Below are 18477 nucleotides of genomic sequence, written 5' to 3'. Positions count from 1 at the left end.
GAAATAATTTCTTTTCAATCTTTTTTGTTATAAACTTAGATTAGTTTTGGCCAAGAGCAGCTGCCATTGTTGCTGCAACTTCTGATTCGAAGTCGTTAGCTGCTTTTTCAATACCTTCACCAACTTCAAAGCGAACAAACTCAACTACTGAAGCATTCACTGATTCAAGGTAAGCTTCAACTGTCTTGCTGTCATCCATGATGTACACTTGTGCAAGAAGTGTATAAGCTTGGTCAACTTTAGTGTTGTCAAGCAAGAAGCGATCCATTTTACCTGGGATGATCTTGTCCCAGATTTTTTCTGGTTTGCCTTCAGCAGCCAATTCAGCTTTGATATCCGCTTCAGCTTGTGCAATCACTTCGTCAGTCAACTGAGCTTTTGAACCATATTTCAAGTGTGGAAGTGCTGGCTTATCAACCATAGCGCGGCTTTCATTGTCTTGATCGATAGCATGGTTCAATTGTGCCAATTCATCTTTAACAAATTGCTCATCCAATTCTTTGTATGAAAGAACAGTTGGTTTCATCGCTGCGATATGCATAGAAATTTGTTTCGCAAGAGCGTCATCACCACCGTTAATCACTGAAACAACACCGATACGGCCACCATTGTGTTGGTAAGCACCAAAGTGTTGAGCATCAGTCTTTTCAACCAAAGCAAAACGACGGAATGAGATTTTTTCTCCGATAGTTGCAGTTGCAGATACGTAGGCAGCTTCAAGAGTTTCACCTGAAGGCATTGTCAATGCAAATGCTTCTTCGTTATTAGCTGGCTTGCCTTCTGCGATAACTTTTGCAGTAGCATTTACCAATTCAACGAATTGAGCGTTTTTCGCAACAAAGTCAGTTTCAGCGTTGACTTCAACGATAGCTGCAACGTTACCATCCACGTAAACGCCTGTCAAACCTTCAGCGGCAACACGGTCAGCCTTCTTAGCTGCTTTTGCCATACCTTTTTCGCGAAGCAATTCAATCGCTTTTTCGATGTCACCATCAGTTTCAACCAATGCTTTCTTAGCGTCCATGACACCAGCACCAGATTTTTCGCGCAATTCTTTTACAAGCTTAGCTGTAATTTCTGCCATTTTTCTTCTCCTATGTTTACTATTTTTAAATAAAGGGGCTGGGCTGAGCCCCGCCCCTTTAGGTTAATTGACTTATGAAAATTATACGTTGTCGCCTTCTACAACTTCAACGATTTCTTCGATTGAGTCTGCTTGAGTTTCAGTTGCAGCAAATTCTGCTTCAACAGTCGCTACAGCGTCCTCACCTTGACGACCTTCGATAACAGCGTCAGCCATTTTCGCAGTGATCAATTTAACGGCACGGATTGCGTCGTCGTTAGCAGGGATAATCACATCGATATCGTCTGGATCAGTGTTTGTGTCAACCATCGCAACTACTGGAATACCAAGTTTCTTAGCTTCCTTAACAGCGATTTGCTCTTTATGAGGGTCAACGATGTACATTACATCTGGGATGCGAGGCATATCTTCGATACCACCCAAGAATTTTTCAAGACGAGCACGTTGTTTGTTCAAAAGTGCTACTTCTTTCTTAGGAAGAACTTCGAAGATTCCTTCTTCTTCCATACGTTTGATTTCTTTCAAACGAGCAACACGTTTTTGGATAGTTGTCCAGTTTGTAAGAGTTCCACCCAACCAACGGTGGTTGATGTAGTATTGACCAGCACGTTCTGCTTCTTCTTTTACAGCTTCAGCAGCTTGCTTTTTAGTACCAACAAACAAGATAACTGCATCGTTTGCAGCTGCATCACGCATGAAGTCATAAGCTTGATCTGCGTATTTTACAGTTTGTTGAAGATCGATAACGTGGATACCGTTACGCTCAGTGAAGATGTACTTAGCCATCTTAGGGTTCCAGCGACGAGTTTGGTGACCAAAGTGAACACCAGCCTCAAGAAGTTGTTTCATTGAAATTACTGCCATGAGTAAATTCTCCTTTTTGTTTTTTTCCTCTCTTAGATTTCAGCTCGCAGAGCTACCAATCGGCAACGGCTCCACAATTCATCTAAAATGAGTATTTCTGCCGTTTAAACGGCATCTACTATCATATCAAATTTTCTAGCTTTTGACAAGTCTTTGGGCAGTATTTTCTCGCTTTGATTCAGCCCATCTGCTAGCCATCCTTCAAGAAATTCTCACTTAAGTCAGGTCAGCCTCTTGACGAACAGGCCGTTTTAAGGTAGAATAGTAAGAGTTGCGGCGGTATAGCCAAGTGGTAAGGCACGGCTCTGCAAAAGCTTGATCGTCGGTTCAAATCCGTCTACCGCCTTTTTTATCGGTTTAAATCCGACTTTATACTAACTAAAAGCCTGAAAAATCAGGCTTTTTTTGCTTGTTTTTTACGTCATTTGTCAAGTTTAATGAATTGCAATGATCCCAGAATGACCAGCTTTTATCTAAAATCTCAGCGCTGCTAACAAAAAAGAGCGGAAAATGCTTTCCGACTCCTTTTCATGCATTCAAAAATTATAATTCAGCAATTTGGCTGAGGTTGACTTCGGCCACCGTGTCATTTCCAAACATAGAGATAATCATCTTGACCTTATTATTGTCAATTTCCGTGATTTTACCAGTATAGTTAGCAAAGGCACCGTCAATGATGCGAACTGTATCGCCCACTTTGACATCCAAGTCAAACTCTTGAACCGTTTGTCCCATAGAAATCAGAATGCTGCGGATTTCTTCTTCCAAGAGCGGCGTTGGTTTCGAACGGTTTCCGTGTGAACCCACAAATCCAGTTACGTTTGGTGTATTCCGCACGACAAACCAAGCTTCGTCCGTCATGACCATCTCAACCAATACATAACCTGGGAAGCGGTTTTCTTCGACTTCCTTGCTCTTGCCGTTTTTCTCGACTTGCACGGTCTGAGTCGGAATTTCCACGCGCAGGATATTCTCCAGCATATTATAGGTCTGAGCACGTTGCAAGAGATTTTCCTTTACCTTATTTTCATAGCCTGAGTAGGTTTGCAGTACAAACCAGCCTTTATCAAAACTGTCCATGTTTTGTCCTTTCCTAAATAAAAAAGCCTAGGGCTTATGCTTGATATCTAGCCTTATTATACCATAAAATCTAAAATTACAAAGCATTTTGGTAAATATTTTACAGACAAATGAGAGTGGGACAGAAATCGGTAATTCGTTAGAATTCGATTTCGTCGTCCCACCTCCGCACAGTTGAGTAGGGCTGTAAAAGCTGATGAAATCAGCGTAGTAGAGCCCACTCAACCACTGCGTCTTGATCGACAATCCAAAGACAATTGAGAGGCTAGGACTTTTGTCCCAGCCTCATCTTTCTTATGAAAACATGTTGATTATGCGGAAGAGACCGCTGGCAACTACCTTATCAAAAATATAGATGACAACAGCAAAGAATGCTGTGTATTCCATTACGGAAAGGAAATCAGTCCATCTTTCTTTACGGGTAGGCCAAGTTGTATCTCGTAGCAAAACGAAAACATCTTTAATGAATTTCACAACTATCTCCTATCTGGTTTCTTTATGCAGCGTATATTTACTGCAGTGTTTACAATATTTATTCACTTCTAGACGCGTAGGTTTTGGAGTGCTACTAAGTTTGATTGAGTAGTTTCGCGACCCACAAACTGTACACGCTAGACTCGCTTTTTTTAATGCCATGACGCCTCCATTCCCCTTATTATAGCAGTTTTCTACTTCTTTGACAAGCCGTTTAGACGATTAATGGAACCAGCCAGTAATGGTATCCCATAGATTTTTGGCTTTTTCAGTAATCCCAGACTCATCGATAGCTTTCTTGGCATCATCTACCAGGTTTTGCGCCCGCTCCTGGACATCTTTCAGGAAGTCTTTATTTTCGCTAGTCGTATTCGTTTGACCAGTACCGTAGGTATCGATTGGGGAAATTCCATTTTCAGCATAAGCATTTTTCTGACCCGAGAAGGATGTTCCCTCCGTATAAGGCAGGATGGTGTTGGCTACATTACGGAAAATAGCCGAAGCTTCATTGGCACTTGTACCAGTCAGATAGTGAGTTTCATCTGTCTTAGGGAAGCCCAGCCATTGGCTGATAACCACATCTGGTGTGTAGCCGATGACCCACTGGTCTCCTGACAGATCAGGGTTAAAGTCAGTCTCTGTTGTTCCTGTCTTTCCAGCCATTGTATAGCCATAAGGAGCCGCATAGACTCCCGTTCCGTTTGAGAAGGTTCCCAGCATCATACTGGTCATCTTTTCTGTGGTTGAGCGATTGAGAACGCGGGTAGAAGTCTGCCGGTGGGTTTTGACAACCTGACCACTAGCATTTTCTATCTTGGTGATAAGATGGGCATCATTCATAACTCCATCATTCGCAAAGACTGAATAGGCTTGGGCCATCTGAAGTGGATTGGTCGTCACGCCGCTTCCCAAAGCCACACCTAGATTCTGTTCTACCTTATCCATATTAAGACCAAACTTTTTGCCGTACTCAAAGGCCTTGTTCACGCCTAATTCATCCACTGTTGAAACCGCGGGAATATTGAGGGATTCAGCCAAGGCTTGATACATTGGAACCGTCGGTGAACTTTGGATATTGCCATAGTTATTAACTTTATAATCACCAAAAACTGTCCGACTATTATCTAGTTCCTTATCCGTTGACCAACCAGCTGCTATTGCTGGGCTGTAGGCCACCAAAGGCTTGATGGTCGATCCTGGACTGCGAGCAGACTGAGTCGCGTAGTTGAAAGTCCGAAAAGCAGAGCCATCAGCACTGTTGACACGGCCAACCAGAGCCCGAACACCACCCGTCTTAGGATCTAGCGCTACGCTTCCTGACTCGGCCCGCGTCCCGTCTTCAGCCAGTGGGAAGAGATCGACATTGCTATAAATAACCTGCATGCTGGCTTGGTAATTTTGGTCCAATTCGGTGTAAATCCGATAGCCGTTGTTGACGATTTCTTCTTCCGTCAGACCGTAATCATTGACCGCTTCATTGATCACCGCATCAAAATAAGACGGGTAGCGATAGTCTTCTGACTTGCCTTCGTAGGCATCGACTAGCTGGCCTCCAATGCCAACCGTCGCAGCCTGATCCGCCGTCGCCTGATCAATGTAACCTGCCGCCACCATATTTTGAAGAACGGTGTTACGACGGTTGGTCGCATTTTCGACTGAATACAGGGGATTATATAGCTCTGGTCCTTTGAGCATGCCAGCTAGAACCGCTGATTGATCTAGACTGAGCTGGCTAGCAGATACACCAAAGTATTTCTTGCTGGCATCTTCCACGCCCCAAACCCCATTTCCAAAATAAGAGTTATTGAGGTACATGGTCAGGATTTCCTGCTTGCTGTATTTTTTGTTAATCTCTAAAGCTAGGAAAAATTCCTTGGCCTTCCGCTCAATGGTCTGATCCTGAGAAAGATAGGCATTCTTGGCCAACTGCTGCGTGATAGTCGAGCCACCACCCGAACGCCCCGCAGTCAAAATGGCCAGAAAGAAGCGACTATAGTTAATCCCGCCATTCTTATAAAAAGAACGGTCTTCTGTCGCAATCACAGCGTTCTGCAAGTCCTGACTAATCGCGTCTAATTCGACATAGGTTCCTTTTTGCCCAGACAAGCTGCCCGCTTCATTTCCATCCTTATCATAGATCAAAGTCGTGGCTTTAAGAGCATTCTGCAAGTCTTTGACATTGGTCGTCTTAGCTACATAAAAAAGATAGCCACCAACCACCAGACCAAAGGTCAAGCCGAGAATCAAGAATATCTTGGTCAGATGAAACCTGCGCCAAAAGCGACGGAAGGGATGTTGAGACAGGGGCTTCTTCCGATTCTTACCAGACCGGCTATAGCTAGGCTCAGGTGTCTCACCTTCCAACTCCTCAGCAACTTTTTTCTGAGGATGATCCGTTTTAAACAGATTAACTAATTTTTCAAATATATCATTTAATTTCTTCATAAAACATATTTTATCACCTTATCCATGCAGACACAAGGCACGACTCCGCTACTTGCTACTCCTTTTAGCTTTCTTTAAGGAAATAGCAGAGCTTCTTTCCTCTTTCCAACGAAGCATTTTCAAATGAGCTAGTTTTTGCTACAATGAAAACATGAAATTTACTATTACCATCCCCGCAAGCCTGCCTCCGATGACCGTCAAAGAATTACTAGAAGACCAACTGCTCATTCCTCGCAAAATTCGTCACTTTCTCCGAACCAAGAAACATGTCTTAGTCAACGGAGAATCCATCCATTGGCAAACTTTGGTCAAGCCTGGCGACAGCATTCAACTAACTTTTGACAAAGAGGATTATCCAGAAAAAGAACTCCCCCCTGGCCAACCTCATCTGGTCAAGGAGCTCTATCAAGACGAGCATCTCATCATCGTCAACAAGCCAAACGGCATGAAAAGCCACGGCAATGAGCCGACAGAAGTCGCTCTGCTCAACCATGTGTCAAGCTATGTCGGACAAACCTGCTATGTCGTCCACCGGCTGGACAAAGAAACCAGTGGTGCCATCCTGTTTGCCAAAAATCCTTTTGTTCTCCCCATTCTCAACCGCCTCTTGGAAAACAAAGAAATCTACCGCGAATATTGGGCCCTTGCTCAAGGAAAATTTCCCAGCCAGACTATCGTTTATAAAGATAAAATTGGACGCGACCGCCATGATCGACGGAAACGACTCGTTGATCCGAAAAAAGGCCTCTATGCCGAAACTCATGTAACCCGACTCAAGGACTTTGGAAATACGACTCTGGTCAAATGTCAATTGAAAACTGGACGGACTCATCAAATCCGCGTCCATCTCGCCCATCACGGCCATCCCATCATCGGTGACCCCCTCTACCATCCTCAACCCCAAGGCCGCCTCATGCTCCATGCCCACCGCTTGACATTGACTCATCCATTTACCCTAGAAACCATCAACGTGGAAGCACCGTCAGAAAGTTTTGAAGCAGAAATCAAACGGCACAAAAGCAAATCTAAAAAAGATAGCTAACCAGATAACCGATTCCCCAAGACTAATACTCCACATCGCCAACTAGCCACAATTCTTTCAAAAAAAGATTTTCCCCAAAAAGACGATTCCCTACCGGACATCGTCTTTTTCTTCTCCTCTATCTAGCAACTTAGCACGCCAGATACAAACAAGCGCCTATCTGTTCTTTATAGGTCATCTATCTTTGCCAACTTGCTCCCCAGTCCATCTTTGACTACTAGCACCTCCACCTCGTTTTGAATCATCCTATCTGACCAAAGAATAATCACAAAGTCACAAGAAAAAGCTCAGCTAGGCCGAGCTTTTTGATTATTGATTTTTAAAGCGTTCTACATCACGCGCAATGACTAACTCTTCATCTGTCGGGATAACCAGAACTCTGACTTTAGCAGCTTCTGTTGAAATATCTCCTGTGGCACCAAAGAAATTCTTCTCTGGATCGACATCGCAGCCAAACCAAGAAATTCCTTCGATGACCATGCGACGGATGGTCACAGAGTTTTCACCGATACCAGCTGTAAAAATAATGGCGTCTGCTCCATTTAAAACAGCTAAATACTGACCAATATATTTTTGAATGCGATCCACAAAAATTTCATTTGCCAATAGTGCCTTTTCATCACCCGCACGCATAGCTTCGTGAATATCGCGCATATCACTTGATTTCTCAGAAACGCCCAACAGTCCAGATTCACGGTTCAGAATTCGACTGATATCTTCTGGCGTGTTAAAGTCATCTGTATGCTGCATCAAGTATGGAATAATCGCTGGGTCGATGTCACCCGTACGTGTTCCCATCATAACTCCACCAAGAGGAGTGAAGCCCATAGAAGTATCCACTGAGCGCCCTTTATCAACTGCTGTGATAGAAGCACCGTTTCCGATGTGGCAAGTGATTAATTTCAATTCTTCAATCGGTTTACCCAAAAGTTTTGCAGCTTCGTGGGCTACATACTCATGGCTGGTTCCGTGTGCCCCGTATTTACGGACCTTATTTTCAGTGTAATACTTGGTTGGCAATGGATAGCGATAAGCTTTTTCTGGCATGGTTGTGTGGAAAGATGTATCAAAAACAGCCACACTGGTAATGTCTGGAAGAAGTTGCTTGAAAGCACGAATACCGTCAGCATTGGCAGGATTGTGCAAAGGAGCCAATAGAGACAACTCTTCAATTTTTTCCAATACATCGTCAGTCACAAGAGCTGATTCTTTGAAATACTCGCCTCCAGCTACGACACGGTGCCCAACACCTGTGATTTCATCGTAAGATTGAATAATTTCAAACCGTTTCAAATCATCCAATAAAATTTTCACAGCTTGTGTATGATCAGCAATATCTAAGGTTTGGCGTTCAGAACGACCATCAAATTTAACCGTAGAGATTGAATCTTTGAGACCAATCCGCTCAATCAAACCTTTAGCCAGCACCTTTTCTTCTGGCATTGAATAAAGTTGCCATTTTACACTCGAACTTCCAGCATTGATAGAAATAGTTTTTGACATCTCGTCACCTCTTTAAGCGTTTTCAAACTATTATATCAAAAATTTGTTTGAATTTCACTAACTTTGACCCAGTTTTGAAAACTTTCACGAAACTTTAAGATTTCATCCTGACTTTGCAAGTCCTGCAAAGGGTAGATAAACGGCTGAATGTCTGATTCGCCTTGTTTTCTCAGGACAAATATTGTCTTAGCATTCTGTCGGCTCGCGAAAATCTTCTCTGGTAGGGAAATCATTGCCAAGAGCTGGGCACTAGAAAGCAGCCATTTTTTCAGCAGATGACTTTGAGGGCTCGTCAGCAGATTATTTGGCGCGAGAAAGATAGCATAGCCCCCCGGTTTCAAATATTTTAACGATTGCTCCATCAAGAGATGATGGGCGTAAGTATGCTCGTCTGGACTGGCAACCTCATAACGAGCCGCCACGGCATCATCTGGATAATAGCCCACTGGCAAATCACTGACAATCAAGTCGCTTTCTTTCAGAACCTGAGGCCGCACCGCATCTCCTTGAGCAAAGTGTGCCTTGGAATTCATGACTTCGGCAATGCTGGCAGACAAATCAATCAGCAAATCGTCAATTTCTAGACCCAGATAATCCATGTTTTTTTGTGTGTGGTTGAGCAGAGTCTCCGCCAAATTGCCTGTCCCACTACCGATCTCTAGCAAATCGACTCTCTCGTCTTGGGCCAACTGGTCGATCAAAAAACTCAGCAAGAAACCGATCGAATCCGGTGTGAACTGATGATTGGCTTGAAGAGGCTCTGTCTGAGAAGCCTTCATAAAAATAAACTGATAGGCCCGACGCCACTCTTCCTTGGTCAAATGCAGGGCACGAAGCTTGTCATTATTTTTCAGAATTTCTTGTAATTCTGTATCTCCGTCCAGATAAATCCCATTCTGCTCAATCAAGGCATCATAGAAATTAGTTCCTAGCGCATTTTGGATATTTTGCACATTTTCTAAAAGCAGGTGAAAAGCTCGTTCTATTTTTTCAAATTTCATGGCATCCTCCGTTGTCTTATGATACCAAAAAGAAGCCCTCTTTCCAAGGGCTATCGGATTACAAATCTTTTACATTTATATTAGTCGCTTCTCTTGTCAGTTGAAGGAGAGGGCACTTTAGTTTTTTTAGTATCTTTGGAGTCTTTAGCTTCTTTGTCCTTCTTCTCTGGCTCCTTTTTACTCTCAAAATAGAAAGAATAACTCTTCTGATTGGCAAGTTGGCTGCTGACTTCCAGCATATTTCCCTGCCTGCGATAATGGGTGCTCCCTTGGTCAAAGGCTAATTGCCCGTTCTCCTCTGTGGCAGTCTCCTTGGTCAAAACAGCCAAGGCATAGGCTTCTGTCCGCTCCCGATTGGCTTGAAAGAGACGCTGATTGGTCACCTGCCGGTTCAGATAAAATTGCAAGAGCAAGCTAAAGACAGCTGCCATAAAGAGGGCATAAAGCAAGATGCCTGCCTTAACTTTTATCTTGAACACGATAGATGTACTCTCTTTCTAAATTATTTTCAAACCGGAAGCGAAAGCGAACAAGGTCCCCCTGCTGACTGACCGGAGCAGCTTTAAGTCCATAGATCATGGGTTGATAGCCACGTCCCGAAGCATCCGTCTTGCGAAAATCATCACTCCGAGATTTGCCCAAAGCTATATGTTTGCCATCCTGTTTGACATAGATTTTGTCGTTTTCGACTCGGTCAAATTGGCTGCGCGATAGCTCCGTCTCCAACTGATCGACAAATAAGAGCCATTCCTGCTGCTTATTTTCCTGTTGATGTCGCAGTTCAAAAGCCAGAAGCTTGGTCATCGACTGAAAGACCAATATACCACCGCTCAAGACCAGCAGGGCGACTAGAGTCTCTAAAAGTGTAAAAGCTTTGATTTTAACGTTTTTTAACACTGAGCACCTTCTCCTCTTGGTGATAGACGGTTAATTGCTGGTCTGTTTTAACCTGGCGGACTGTAATGCCGTTTACTGTCAGATTTTCCTGTCCCGTCTGCATGGCCATCCGAGCAACCCGTAGGACTTCCTCCTCCTGCAATAAGCGAATCTGTTCCTGCCGCGACTGACTAATCTGGCCAAGCAGGAGGCTGGCAATAGCCGCAAAAACCGCCATTGCCACCAGAGCCTCCAGCAAAATGCTAGCCTTCATTTGTCGTCTTTTTAAATTTTCCATTACCCATATAAAGCTGGTAAACAACCTTTTTATCCTCCGTTTGAAAAACAATCTTGCTGAGCGAAGAATTCCCGCCAGCCTGATCAAACTGAATGGTCTGAGGAGCATGTTCCTGCAAGGTCTTGGGAAATTCTACTTGCTGATAGCCGTTGGAAATCTTACGGTCCGAAATGGTCAATTTGATCTTTTCATGTCCAGCTACACTTAGCTTTTGGCTCTCCTGATAAAGATGCTCAAATTCCAGGAAAAACAGCTGCTCCTGCACTTGATTGAAACCGGCCTGAACAGAGCCAGATAACCCTAATAAAATGAAACTGACCACAAATAAAGCCAGGAGACTTTCCAGCAGCGTAAAAGCCTTAATCCGCAACTGCGCGAGTTTCACTACTGTTTTTTCCATAGTAAGCCTTATAGGATGCCACCTGCTTGTCGGTAATCCGACCATCAGCAACCAATTTCCCTAGAGTAGCTTTTTCATTAACATTCTTCAATTCATAAAGCTCAGCCTGACTTTCTACCACCTTGACTACAGCCGCATTGCCTGTATCTGAAACAGCATCCTTCTGCTTAGTCAAATTCGGGACAAACAAGAGCATCAAGACGCTGATGATTAAAAGGACGACTAACATTTCCACCAGAGTGAAGGCTTTAACCTTCAAAGTTTTTAATTTTTTCATAATTGAATCTCCATATTCTGATAAATTGGCAGCAACATGGCTGCATAAAGTAAAACGATAACAAGGGCGACAAAGACAAAGACGAGAGGCTGTATTAAATTCATGGCACGATTGATTCTCAGGAAAAACTCTTCCCAAGTCTTTTCAGCATACAGCTCCAATTCGTCACCCAACTTAGACTTGACCTCGCCGTATTCGATAATTAAGGCCAGCTCTTTCTTAAAGAAGGGGTAGGTGCCGACCTTCTCGGCATAGCCCTGACCTGCGCCTAGAGCCGTCTCCAAGTCTCGTCCCAGCTCCTGAAAGAGCTGAGAAGGCTGATCCTGCATGATAAGAAAGATCTGGCTCAATTCCAATCCTTGCCCAATCATATTGCCCCATTCACGCGCATAGTAGGCCGTCAGATAGGCCCGAACGAGCGTTCCAACAAAAGGAAACTTAGCCAAACGACTGAAAAATCTCATCTTAGAGCTCTTGCGATAATAGAACCAACCACCGCAAATCAGTAAGCAAATCACCAGAACGCCTCCCAGAAAGATCTGCGGTAGATAATGAATGAACTGAGTGGCCATATTTTGACTGTCCAGCTGAGGCAAGAGATAATTACGCAAGCCTAGCATGATCAGTACTAGAAACCCAAGCAGCATCAGGGGATAAGTCCCCACCTCAATCAATTTCTTACGGACTTTCGAAAGATTTTCTAAATAATCCTCGATTTTACCCAAACTAAGATTTAGATTTCCGTGCAACTCAGACAAAGATAGCTGGGTGACCACATTATCGGAAAAGCCCAAACGCTTCATAATCTGGGAAAATGACTGACCCGCAGCCAGACCCGAACGCATTTCCATGATATAGGCCTCCTCTAAAAGGGCACTCCGCCGTAGGAAATCGACAATCTCCGCCAAATGAAAACCGCTGGTAAAGAGATTGCGGAACAGCTCGATAATTTTCTTTTGCTTAGGCGTAGATAATTTTTTCCGCCTGCCTTTGATCATCTGTGATATGTCCATCTGCAAAAAGCTGGTCAATCTGCTGGTTCCAGAGACTGGCTTCATGCTGTTGATAGTCTTGGTTGACAAAGTCGATCACACCTCCTCCCCCGATTAAGCGCTGGTAACAGACGCCCTGTAATACCATGCGTAGTTCGTCCTCACTGACACCCAGCTCTAGCAGCCGCTCATAGACTCCGCGAATGCTCTTAGCATGGATGGTTGAAAAGACCGTGGCTCCTGTCAAACTAGCCCTTACCACCGCACGAGCCGTTTCTTGGTCGCGGATTTCCCCGATAATCAAAAGGTCCGGTCGGTGACGCAGAGACAGCTTGATAAGGCTGTCGTAGGTCATGCCGATCGTTTCATTTAGTTGAAGCTGGAGCATATTTTCCTGCTTGATTTCCACAGGGTCTTCGATAGACATGATCTGTTGTTGGCCAAATCTCATCTGAGCCAGCTGGTGCATCAGCGTCGTCTTTCCACTGCCAACTGGCCCTGAAAAGAGATAAAGGCCGCGAGAATTGACTTTTTTACGAAGATCAGGCAGATTGTCAAACCAGAAACGCAACTCACGCTCCTCATCGTGTAAGAGCCGAATCACCAAGCTCTCATAGCCACGGTAATCGCCGACGGTCGAAAGACGGAGCGAAACTGTGACCTCTCCACAATCATAATCGCAGGAGCCTAACTGGCTGCGCCTCTTCTCTCCGACATTCATGCCTGATACAAATTTAAAATGGCTGATGACTGACGATAATAAATCAAAATCATAGGTTTGAATAAAACGCCGCTCATCTCCTACCCGCATATAAAGCTCATAGCAGGAGCTCTTGGGAATCAGATAGACATCTTGAGCCGCCTCCTGCCTGGCCAATTGAATCATTTCCTTTGCAATTTTTTGAACCATAAGTCCTCCTCACCTTACTATTCGTACAAAATGAGAAAAAATAAAAAAAGAATGAAGAAATTTTCTCCATTCTTTGACTTTTATCCTACCTAGCCCGCACTTTAATTTTGCAAATACGGTGTTTTTCAGTGGCATTTTGTTTGCGGTAGCCTGGACGATACTTGCTCTTGGGGATCTTACTTTCATTTTCTAACAAAAGCAGGGAGTGGTATTGCTGAATATCTTCATTACACTCCTCACACCAACGTTGATCGGCCGGATCCCAGAAAATCGTCATAAGATCACTGCGGCTTTTATAAAATGGAGATGCTTCAGACATCTCTAGCCAGCGGTGTTTATAGTATTTGAGGGCGGTGTAATAATCATCGAAATACCTTTTTTCAATGATATCGTCCTCCCAACCGTCTAAAAACCACCAGGGCTCATAATCGCCATACATTTCTATTACGCTGTACATACCTGTCCCCTTTTGTATCCTATATTATATATAAAATTCTTTGATAATGAAACTATTTTGCTTGTAGGCTCTATAATAGTTCGTTTTTCATCAAAGAAAGCAAAGAAACAAAAGGGAGTGTCGCTTTTTGTGCTTATTTCCAATTCAGATGCACATGCTCTTTCATTTCCTTATAGGCCGTATCAATCCGATCTTTGGTCGCCTGATCCAGCTGATTGCGATATTTTCCACCCTCGATGAAATCTTCCAAGATCAGAGTTTGATAAGTGTAAAGCGGGTAACCCTCTGGTGAGTAAGTTCCCTTTTCCACACGGCTAACCCAGCTTGGATGTGCCTGAGCTTTTTTGATAATGGTCCCCTTGTCCGTCTTTTCAATGGTAACATCCATCAAGACACCACGCTCGGTCCACTCAGCCGTATCCACACCAGCCATAGTTTCAATCCGCTGATTAGAGATAAAATTTCCCATGGAATAGATAATCAGCTTCTTCTGACCATCTTTTTCAAGGATTTCTGAAGGCTGCACCACGTGCGGATGCCCACCAAAAATGATGTCCGCTCCCCAGTCCACCATCTTATGATAAAGCTCGACCTGCTCCTCGTTTGGCTCCAGCTGGTATTCGATCCCCGTCTGTGGCATGACTACTGTAATGTCCGCTTCTTTCTCAGCTTGCTCAATCTCCGCCTTCATCTTGTCCTCATCAAAGGTCGATAGGTGATGATCAATCTCCTTCTGACTGAGATTGGACTCCAGGCCATTAAAACCATAGGAGTAAGCCAGAATCGCAATCTTGATACCTTTTACTTCTTTGATCAGAATGGGCGATTTATCCCTATTTTTGTGAGTATAGACACCGACTGGGCTAATTCCGTGATCTTCAAAGGCTTTGGCAGTCGTAAAGACTCCCTCAAGCCCTGAGTCTAGGATGTGATTATGGGCCAGATCCACTACTTGGTAGCCGGCGTCTTTGATGGCGGGCACAACAGCCTCCGGAGCATTGAAAAGCGGATAGCCTCCCAAAGGATAGTCTGAGCGTATGGTCCCTTCAAAATCTCCCAAGACCAAATCTCCTTGCTGGAGCCAGTCCTTGACATAGGTGAAATTTTCCGAAAAATCATTGCTACCATCAGCCTTTTGGGCACTCATATAAAGCCCATCGTGGTACAAAAGGTCGCCATTAGCCATAATGCGCACCGTTTTCGAGTCTTTCTTCTCACCTGCTACTGAGGAGGATTTGGAAGCATCTTTAGCAACATTCCTACCGCTTCCCTTTGGCATCCCCATGATGCTTTGGAAGAATAAAATGACAGTCGCTGATACAAATACCGCTCCCAGCAGGGCAAGGATAAAGGCACGATTGCTTAACGCTACTTGTCGCTTGGTTCCAGATCTTTTCTCCATTTTGCCAACCTCCGTATTACTTATATTTTATCATAAATTATCCTCCCAAGAGAATAAAAAAAGAGTCTGGGACAAAAGTCCTAGCCTCTCAATTGTCTTTGGGTTGTCGAGCAAGACGCAGTGGTTGAGTGGGCTCTACTACGCTGATTTCATCAGCTTTTACAGCCCTACTCAACTGTGCGGAGGTGGGACGACGAAATCGAATTCTAACCAATTACCGATTTCTGTCCCACTCTCTAAATATCAGGCCGAGCTCGGCATCAAGGACTGCAAATACCAGCGGTAAGCCACCCGATAGTGATAGGCATTAAAAAACTTCATCTCCCCAATACCATAGCGCATCAGGTAGTAAATTAGATAGCGCAGATGCAGGCTTTCCCACTCCATGCTAGCCTTTTGACAATGAGCATACTCAGCTTCAAGCTCCCCATAGTAATCTCTGAATTGATTATAAATTTCTTGAATTTCCATTATAACTCCAATCTTTTTGCTTTAACACTAGTTTAACGCAAAAAGGCGCGGATTAGGAGCAAGAATCGTATCTGGTCTCATTTTAGAGCCAAAAGGTAGGGTTAGGCACTAGAAAATAACATTTCAGGGAATATTTTTGACATTTGAGGGTTGAGAATTATTTCAAGCAATGTGAATAATCTTAATCTCTCTTAAAAATATCCCTAGTGTAGACTTTTTCTTTTACATCTTCTAAGCTTTCATCAAAACGATTAGCAATAATCACTTGACTAAGTTCCTTAAATTTTTTGAAATCATTGACTACCTTACTACCAAAGAAGGTAACACTATCCTCAAGCGTTGGTTCATAAATAATAATGGTGACACCCTTGGCTTTCAGGCGTTTCATAACACCTTGAATAGAAGATTGCCTGAAATTATCTGAGTCACTTTTCATTGTTAAACGATAAACACCTACAGTAATGTCTCGCTCCCTAGCTGGCTCATAGGAGTCATTACCAACATAAGCACCAGCAAGATCTAAAATCCGATCGGCAATATAATCTTTCCTTGTCCGATTACTTTGTACAATCGCTGTCATCATATCCTGAGGAACATCAGAGTAATTTGCAAGAAGTTGCTTGGTATCTTTAGGAAGACAATAGCCACCATAGCCGAAGGAAGGATTGTTATAGTGAGAGCCGATCCGTGGATCTAAACAAACTCCATCAATAATAGCTTGAGTGTCTAGACCTTTCATCTCAGAATATGTATCCAGCTCATTAAAATAAGAAACACGCAGAGCAAGATAAGTATTCGCAAAAAGCTTTACTGCTTCAGCTTCTGTAAATCCCATATACAATGTATCAATATCTTCTTTTAAAGCCCCTTCTTGAAGAAGCCCTGCGAAGGTTTCAGCAGCACCTACCAAGCGCACATTATTTTTATCTGTTCCTAAAATAATTCGACTCGGATACAGATTATCATAAAGGGCTTTTGACTCCCGTAAAAACTCTGGGCTAAACAAGATATTTTCAGTCTGAAACTTTTCTCGTACTGACTCTGTATAGCCCACAGGAACTGTACTTTTAATCACCATGATTGCCTCAGGGTTATATTTCAGCACTGTTTTTATGACAGACTCTACAGCAGACGTATCGAAGAAATTCTTTTTTGGATCATAATTAGTTGGAGCTGCAATAACAACAAAATCTGCATCCTGATAAGCTTCTTCTGCATTTAGTGTAGCAACTAAGTTTAACTCTTTTTCTGCAAGATATTTCTCTATATAGTCATCTTGGATAGGAGACTGTTTTTGATTGATTAAGTCGACTTTTTCAGGAATGATGTCCACTGCTACTACTTGATGATGCTGAGACAACAAAACTGCAATGGACAAACCAACATACCCTGTACCTGCTACTGCTATTTTCATTTATTATAATCCTCATTAATTTCTATATACGATTTTTAAATTTTCCTAGCATAGCAACTATTATCTTATGCTTTAATGCTATTAAAATTAACAAATAAGAAGGAGCTGATACCATTATAGCTGTTATAATTCGAAGAACTGATATGATAACTGTATCCCCTAAAATTACGTGATTTATACTCCAACATACAAGGATAACGATCCCTGCTCCTAAAAAAGAGCAAATAAACGTTTTCCAGTTAGCTAAGTTATTGCTTAATACATATTTTTTTGAATAATATCTCTGCATGAGCATATTCAAAAATTCAGCTAAAACTGTTGTAAGAGCTGCACCAATCATCCCAATATAGGGAATCAGAATCAAATTACCAACAATATTAAATATAGCTGAGATAGAGGTACCAATCAAAATTTTCTTTTCCTCACGACCTATAATTAGCATACAATTTGTATAAATTGAAGAAATTAGGGCAAATATGATAGAAAAACTCAGCAATCTTAAAACTGATTCCCCAACAAGGTACTCCTGCCCTCCAACAATCAAAATTATTGACTTACTCAACATAAACAATCCACTAGATATAGGCAATAATATTAGTATTAGTAAATTGAAAATATCCTCTAAATATTTTCGATAACGCTGAATATCTGACACTAAGGTAACGACTAATCGAGGTACTGCAACAACTATAACAGCATTTATCAGTTGTTTGAGTATATTATATATCTTAGATGAGAAACTATATATTCCCACAACTGAGTCGGATTCAAACATACCTAAAATAGTAATATCAGAATTCACATAGATAATAACAGCCAATGAATTCAAAAATAATATACTCATTGGCACAAAAAATTTCCTAAAAGGAATGGAAAATGTGAAAAACACATCAACATATTTTCTTATATAAAAAAGATTGACTACATTCCCTCCATATGAGCCACCTATCATTATCCAACAATAAATAACAGTATCATCTGGTTTTCTTACAAACAGGAAAATAGCTATTAATGCAATAAGCTGGATAATAATATACCGTATTGTAATATATAAAAAATCCTCATAAACTATGTTAACCCAATCCAAGCCAATTGTTGTTAATATAATACATAAGCTTTGGACTGCTATCAACGTAAAATAAATGTTTAATTTACTGCTATAAAAAGTTATAAAGAACAATAGTATATATGCAAATGCTGATGTTAGTAAATTAAAAGAAAACAGTTGAGAAGTTAAGCAAGAAAGAGCTTTTCGATTCTCTCTAATTCTTGCACCCTCTCTCACTGCATAATTCGTTAGTCCAAATGCTGCTAGTAAGGCAAAATAGCTTACAATAGACACCGCAAAATTATACTTACCAAACTCTGCACTACCTAAAACTCTTGACACATAGGGAAAAGTCACCAAGGGAAAAACAATTGTCATCGCTTGACGTATAATATTTAAGATAGCATTTTTAGTTAAAGATTGTTCTTTCATTTCCTCT

The 18477-nt window shown here is 42.4% G+C and carries 21 protein-coding genes and 1 tRNA gene; 2 read left to right on the top strand and 20 right to left on the bottom strand.

Going from position 1 to position 18477, the window contains the following annotated elements:
* Positions 1-40 precede the first annotated feature (40 nt).
* Both tsf and rpsB read right to left on the bottom strand, forming a co-directional pair.
* The gene (gene tsf, locus PAN94_RS00940) at positions 41-1084 is read right to left on the bottom strand and encodes a translation elongation factor Ts (RefSeq protein ID WP_285874277.1); all 1044 of its coding nucleotides are present in this window, start codon (positions 1082-1084) and stop codon (positions 41-43) included.
* A gap of 81 nt (positions 1085-1165) precedes the next feature.
* The gene (rpsB, locus tag PAN94_RS00935) at positions 1166-1948 is read right to left on the bottom strand and encodes a 30S ribosomal protein S2 (RefSeq protein ID WP_285874276.1); all 783 of its coding nucleotides are present in this window, start codon (positions 1946-1948) and stop codon (positions 1166-1168) included.
* A 275-nt stretch (positions 1949-2223) separates the two neighbouring features.
* On the opposite strand from rpsB, the gene PAN94_RS00930 reads away from it, so the two are divergent.
* A tRNA-Cys gene (locus PAN94_RS00930) sits at positions 2224-2294 on the top strand.
* Between the two features lie 197 nt (positions 2295-2491).
* Here PAN94_RS00930 and nusG read toward each other — a convergent pair.
* The 4 genes from nusG to pbp2a form a co-directional block, all read right to left on the bottom strand.
* Positions 2492-3028 carry a transcription termination/antitermination protein NusG gene (gene nusG, locus PAN94_RS00925; RefSeq protein ID WP_005591544.1) on the bottom strand — a complete coding sequence of 179 codons (537 nt, stop codon included), beginning with the start codon at positions 3026-3028 and terminating at the stop codon, positions 2492-2494.
* Positions 3029-3322: 294 nt separating this feature from the next.
* Positions 3323-3502 carry a preprotein translocase subunit SecE gene (secE, locus tag PAN94_RS00920; RefSeq protein WP_005592084.1) on the bottom strand — a complete coding sequence of 60 codons (180 nt, stop codon included), beginning with the start codon at positions 3500-3502 and terminating at the stop codon, positions 3323-3325.
* Positions 3503-3511: 9 nt separating this feature from the next.
* Positions 3512-3664: a 50S ribosomal protein L33 gene (gene rpmG / locus PAN94_RS00915; protein ID WP_015605910.1), complete on the bottom strand. Its 153-nt coding sequence runs from the start codon at positions 3662-3664 to the stop codon at positions 3512-3514.
* Positions 3665-3724: 60 nt separating this feature from the next.
* Positions 3725-5947 (bottom strand): penicillin-binding protein PBP2A, encoded by a 2223-nt coding sequence (gene pbp2a / locus PAN94_RS00910; RefSeq protein WP_048791619.1) that lies wholly within the window; start codon positions 5945-5947, stop codon positions 3725-3727.
* A gap of 151 nt (positions 5948-6098) precedes the next feature.
* On the opposite strand from pbp2a, the gene PAN94_RS00905 reads away from it, so the two are divergent.
* Complete coding sequence (locus PAN94_RS00905) at positions 6099-6989, top strand: RluA family pseudouridine synthase (protein ID WP_048791618.1); 891 nt, start codon at positions 6099-6101, stop codon at positions 6987-6989.
* Positions 6990-7298: 309 nt separating this feature from the next.
* Here PAN94_RS00905 and PAN94_RS00900 read toward each other — a convergent pair whose 3' ends face one another.
* The 14 genes from PAN94_RS00900 to PAN94_RS00835 all read right to left on the bottom strand — a co-directional run bounded on the left by PAN94_RS00900 (position 7299) and on the right by PAN94_RS00835 (position 18470).
* Positions 7299-8492 (bottom strand): acetate kinase, encoded by a 1194-nt coding sequence (locus tag PAN94_RS00900; RefSeq protein ID WP_285874275.1) that lies wholly within the window; start codon positions 8490-8492, stop codon positions 7299-7301.
* Between the two features lie 35 nt (positions 8493-8527).
* On the bottom strand, positions 8528-9493 hold the full coding sequence (locus PAN94_RS00895; protein WP_048791616.1) for a class I SAM-dependent methyltransferase: 966 nt from the start codon (positions 9491-9493) through the stop codon (positions 8528-8530).
* Between the two features lie 80 nt (positions 9494-9573).
* Positions 9574-9972, bottom strand: a complete 399-nt coding sequence (comGG, locus tag PAN94_RS00890; RefSeq protein WP_048791615.1) for a competence type IV pilus minor pilin ComGG — start codon at positions 9970-9972, stop codon at positions 9574-9576.
* A complete protein-coding gene (gene comGF / locus PAN94_RS00885; protein WP_048791614.1) occupies positions 9953-10390 on the bottom strand; it encodes a competence type IV pilus minor pilin ComGF in 438 nt (145 codons plus the stop codon). Before comGF ends, comGG begins: the two co-directional genes overlap by 20 nt.
* Complete coding sequence (comGE, locus tag PAN94_RS00880) at positions 10374-10667, bottom strand: competence type IV pilus minor pilin ComGE (RefSeq protein WP_193389924.1); 294 nt, start codon at positions 10665-10667, stop codon at positions 10374-10376. The genes comGF and comGE overlap by 17 nt, the downstream gene beginning before the upstream one ends.
* The gene (comGD, locus tag PAN94_RS00875; RefSeq protein WP_285874274.1) at positions 10633-11067 is read right to left on the bottom strand and encodes a competence type IV pilus minor pilin ComGD; all 435 of its coding nucleotides are present in this window, start codon (positions 11065-11067) and stop codon (positions 10633-10635) included. The genes comGE and comGD overlap by 35 nt, the downstream gene beginning before the upstream one ends.
* A complete protein-coding gene (gene comGC / locus PAN94_RS00870) occupies positions 11027-11344 on the bottom strand; it encodes a competence type IV pilus major pilin ComGC (protein ID WP_062123053.1) in 318 nt (105 codons plus the stop codon). The genes comGD and comGC overlap by 41 nt, the downstream gene beginning before the upstream one ends.
* Entirely contained in the window at positions 11341-12357 is a 1017-nt protein-coding gene (gene comGB / locus PAN94_RS00865; RefSeq protein ID WP_285874498.1) for a competence type IV pilus assembly protein ComGB, read from the bottom strand. Before comGB ends, comGC begins: the two co-directional genes overlap by 4 nt.
* Positions 12305-13246 (bottom strand): competence type IV pilus ATPase ComGA, encoded by a 942-nt coding sequence (gene comGA, locus PAN94_RS00860; RefSeq protein WP_285874273.1) that lies wholly within the window; start codon positions 13244-13246, stop codon positions 12305-12307. The genes comGB and comGA overlap by 53 nt, the downstream gene beginning before the upstream one ends.
* Before the next feature lie 85 nt (positions 13247-13331).
* Positions 13332-13703, bottom strand: a complete 372-nt coding sequence (locus PAN94_RS00855) for a DUF1033 family protein (protein WP_062006286.1) — start codon at positions 13701-13703, stop codon at positions 13332-13334.
* A 133-nt stretch (positions 13704-13836) separates the two neighbouring features.
* The gene (locus PAN94_RS00850) at positions 13837-15105 is read right to left on the bottom strand and encodes a CapA family protein (RefSeq protein WP_247950973.1); all 1269 of its coding nucleotides are present in this window, start codon (positions 15103-15105) and stop codon (positions 13837-13839) included.
* A 243-nt stretch (positions 15106-15348) separates the two neighbouring features.
* Complete coding sequence (comW, locus tag PAN94_RS00845; protein ID WP_247950972.1) at positions 15349-15576, bottom strand: sigma(X)-activator ComW; 228 nt, start codon at positions 15574-15576, stop codon at positions 15349-15351.
* Positions 15577-15757: 181 nt separating this feature from the next.
* The gene (locus PAN94_RS00840; RefSeq protein ID WP_285874271.1) at positions 15758-16990 is read right to left on the bottom strand and encodes a nucleotide sugar dehydrogenase; all 1233 of its coding nucleotides are present in this window, start codon (positions 16988-16990) and stop codon (positions 15758-15760) included.
* 22 nt (positions 16991-17012) lie between these two features.
* Positions 17013-18470, bottom strand: a complete 1458-nt coding sequence (locus tag PAN94_RS00835; RefSeq protein WP_247950970.1) for a flippase — start codon at positions 18468-18470, stop codon at positions 17013-17015.
* Positions 18471-18477 lie beyond the last annotated feature (7 nt).

Origin of the sequence: Streptococcus sp. SC1, from assembly GCF_030272855.1 — a bacterium.
Taxonomy (GTDB): domain Bacteria; phylum Bacillota; class Bacilli; order Lactobacillales; family Streptococcaceae; genus Streptococcus.
Note: the sequence above shows the minus strand (reverse complement) of the source record. Positions and strands in the feature narration are given on the sequence as shown.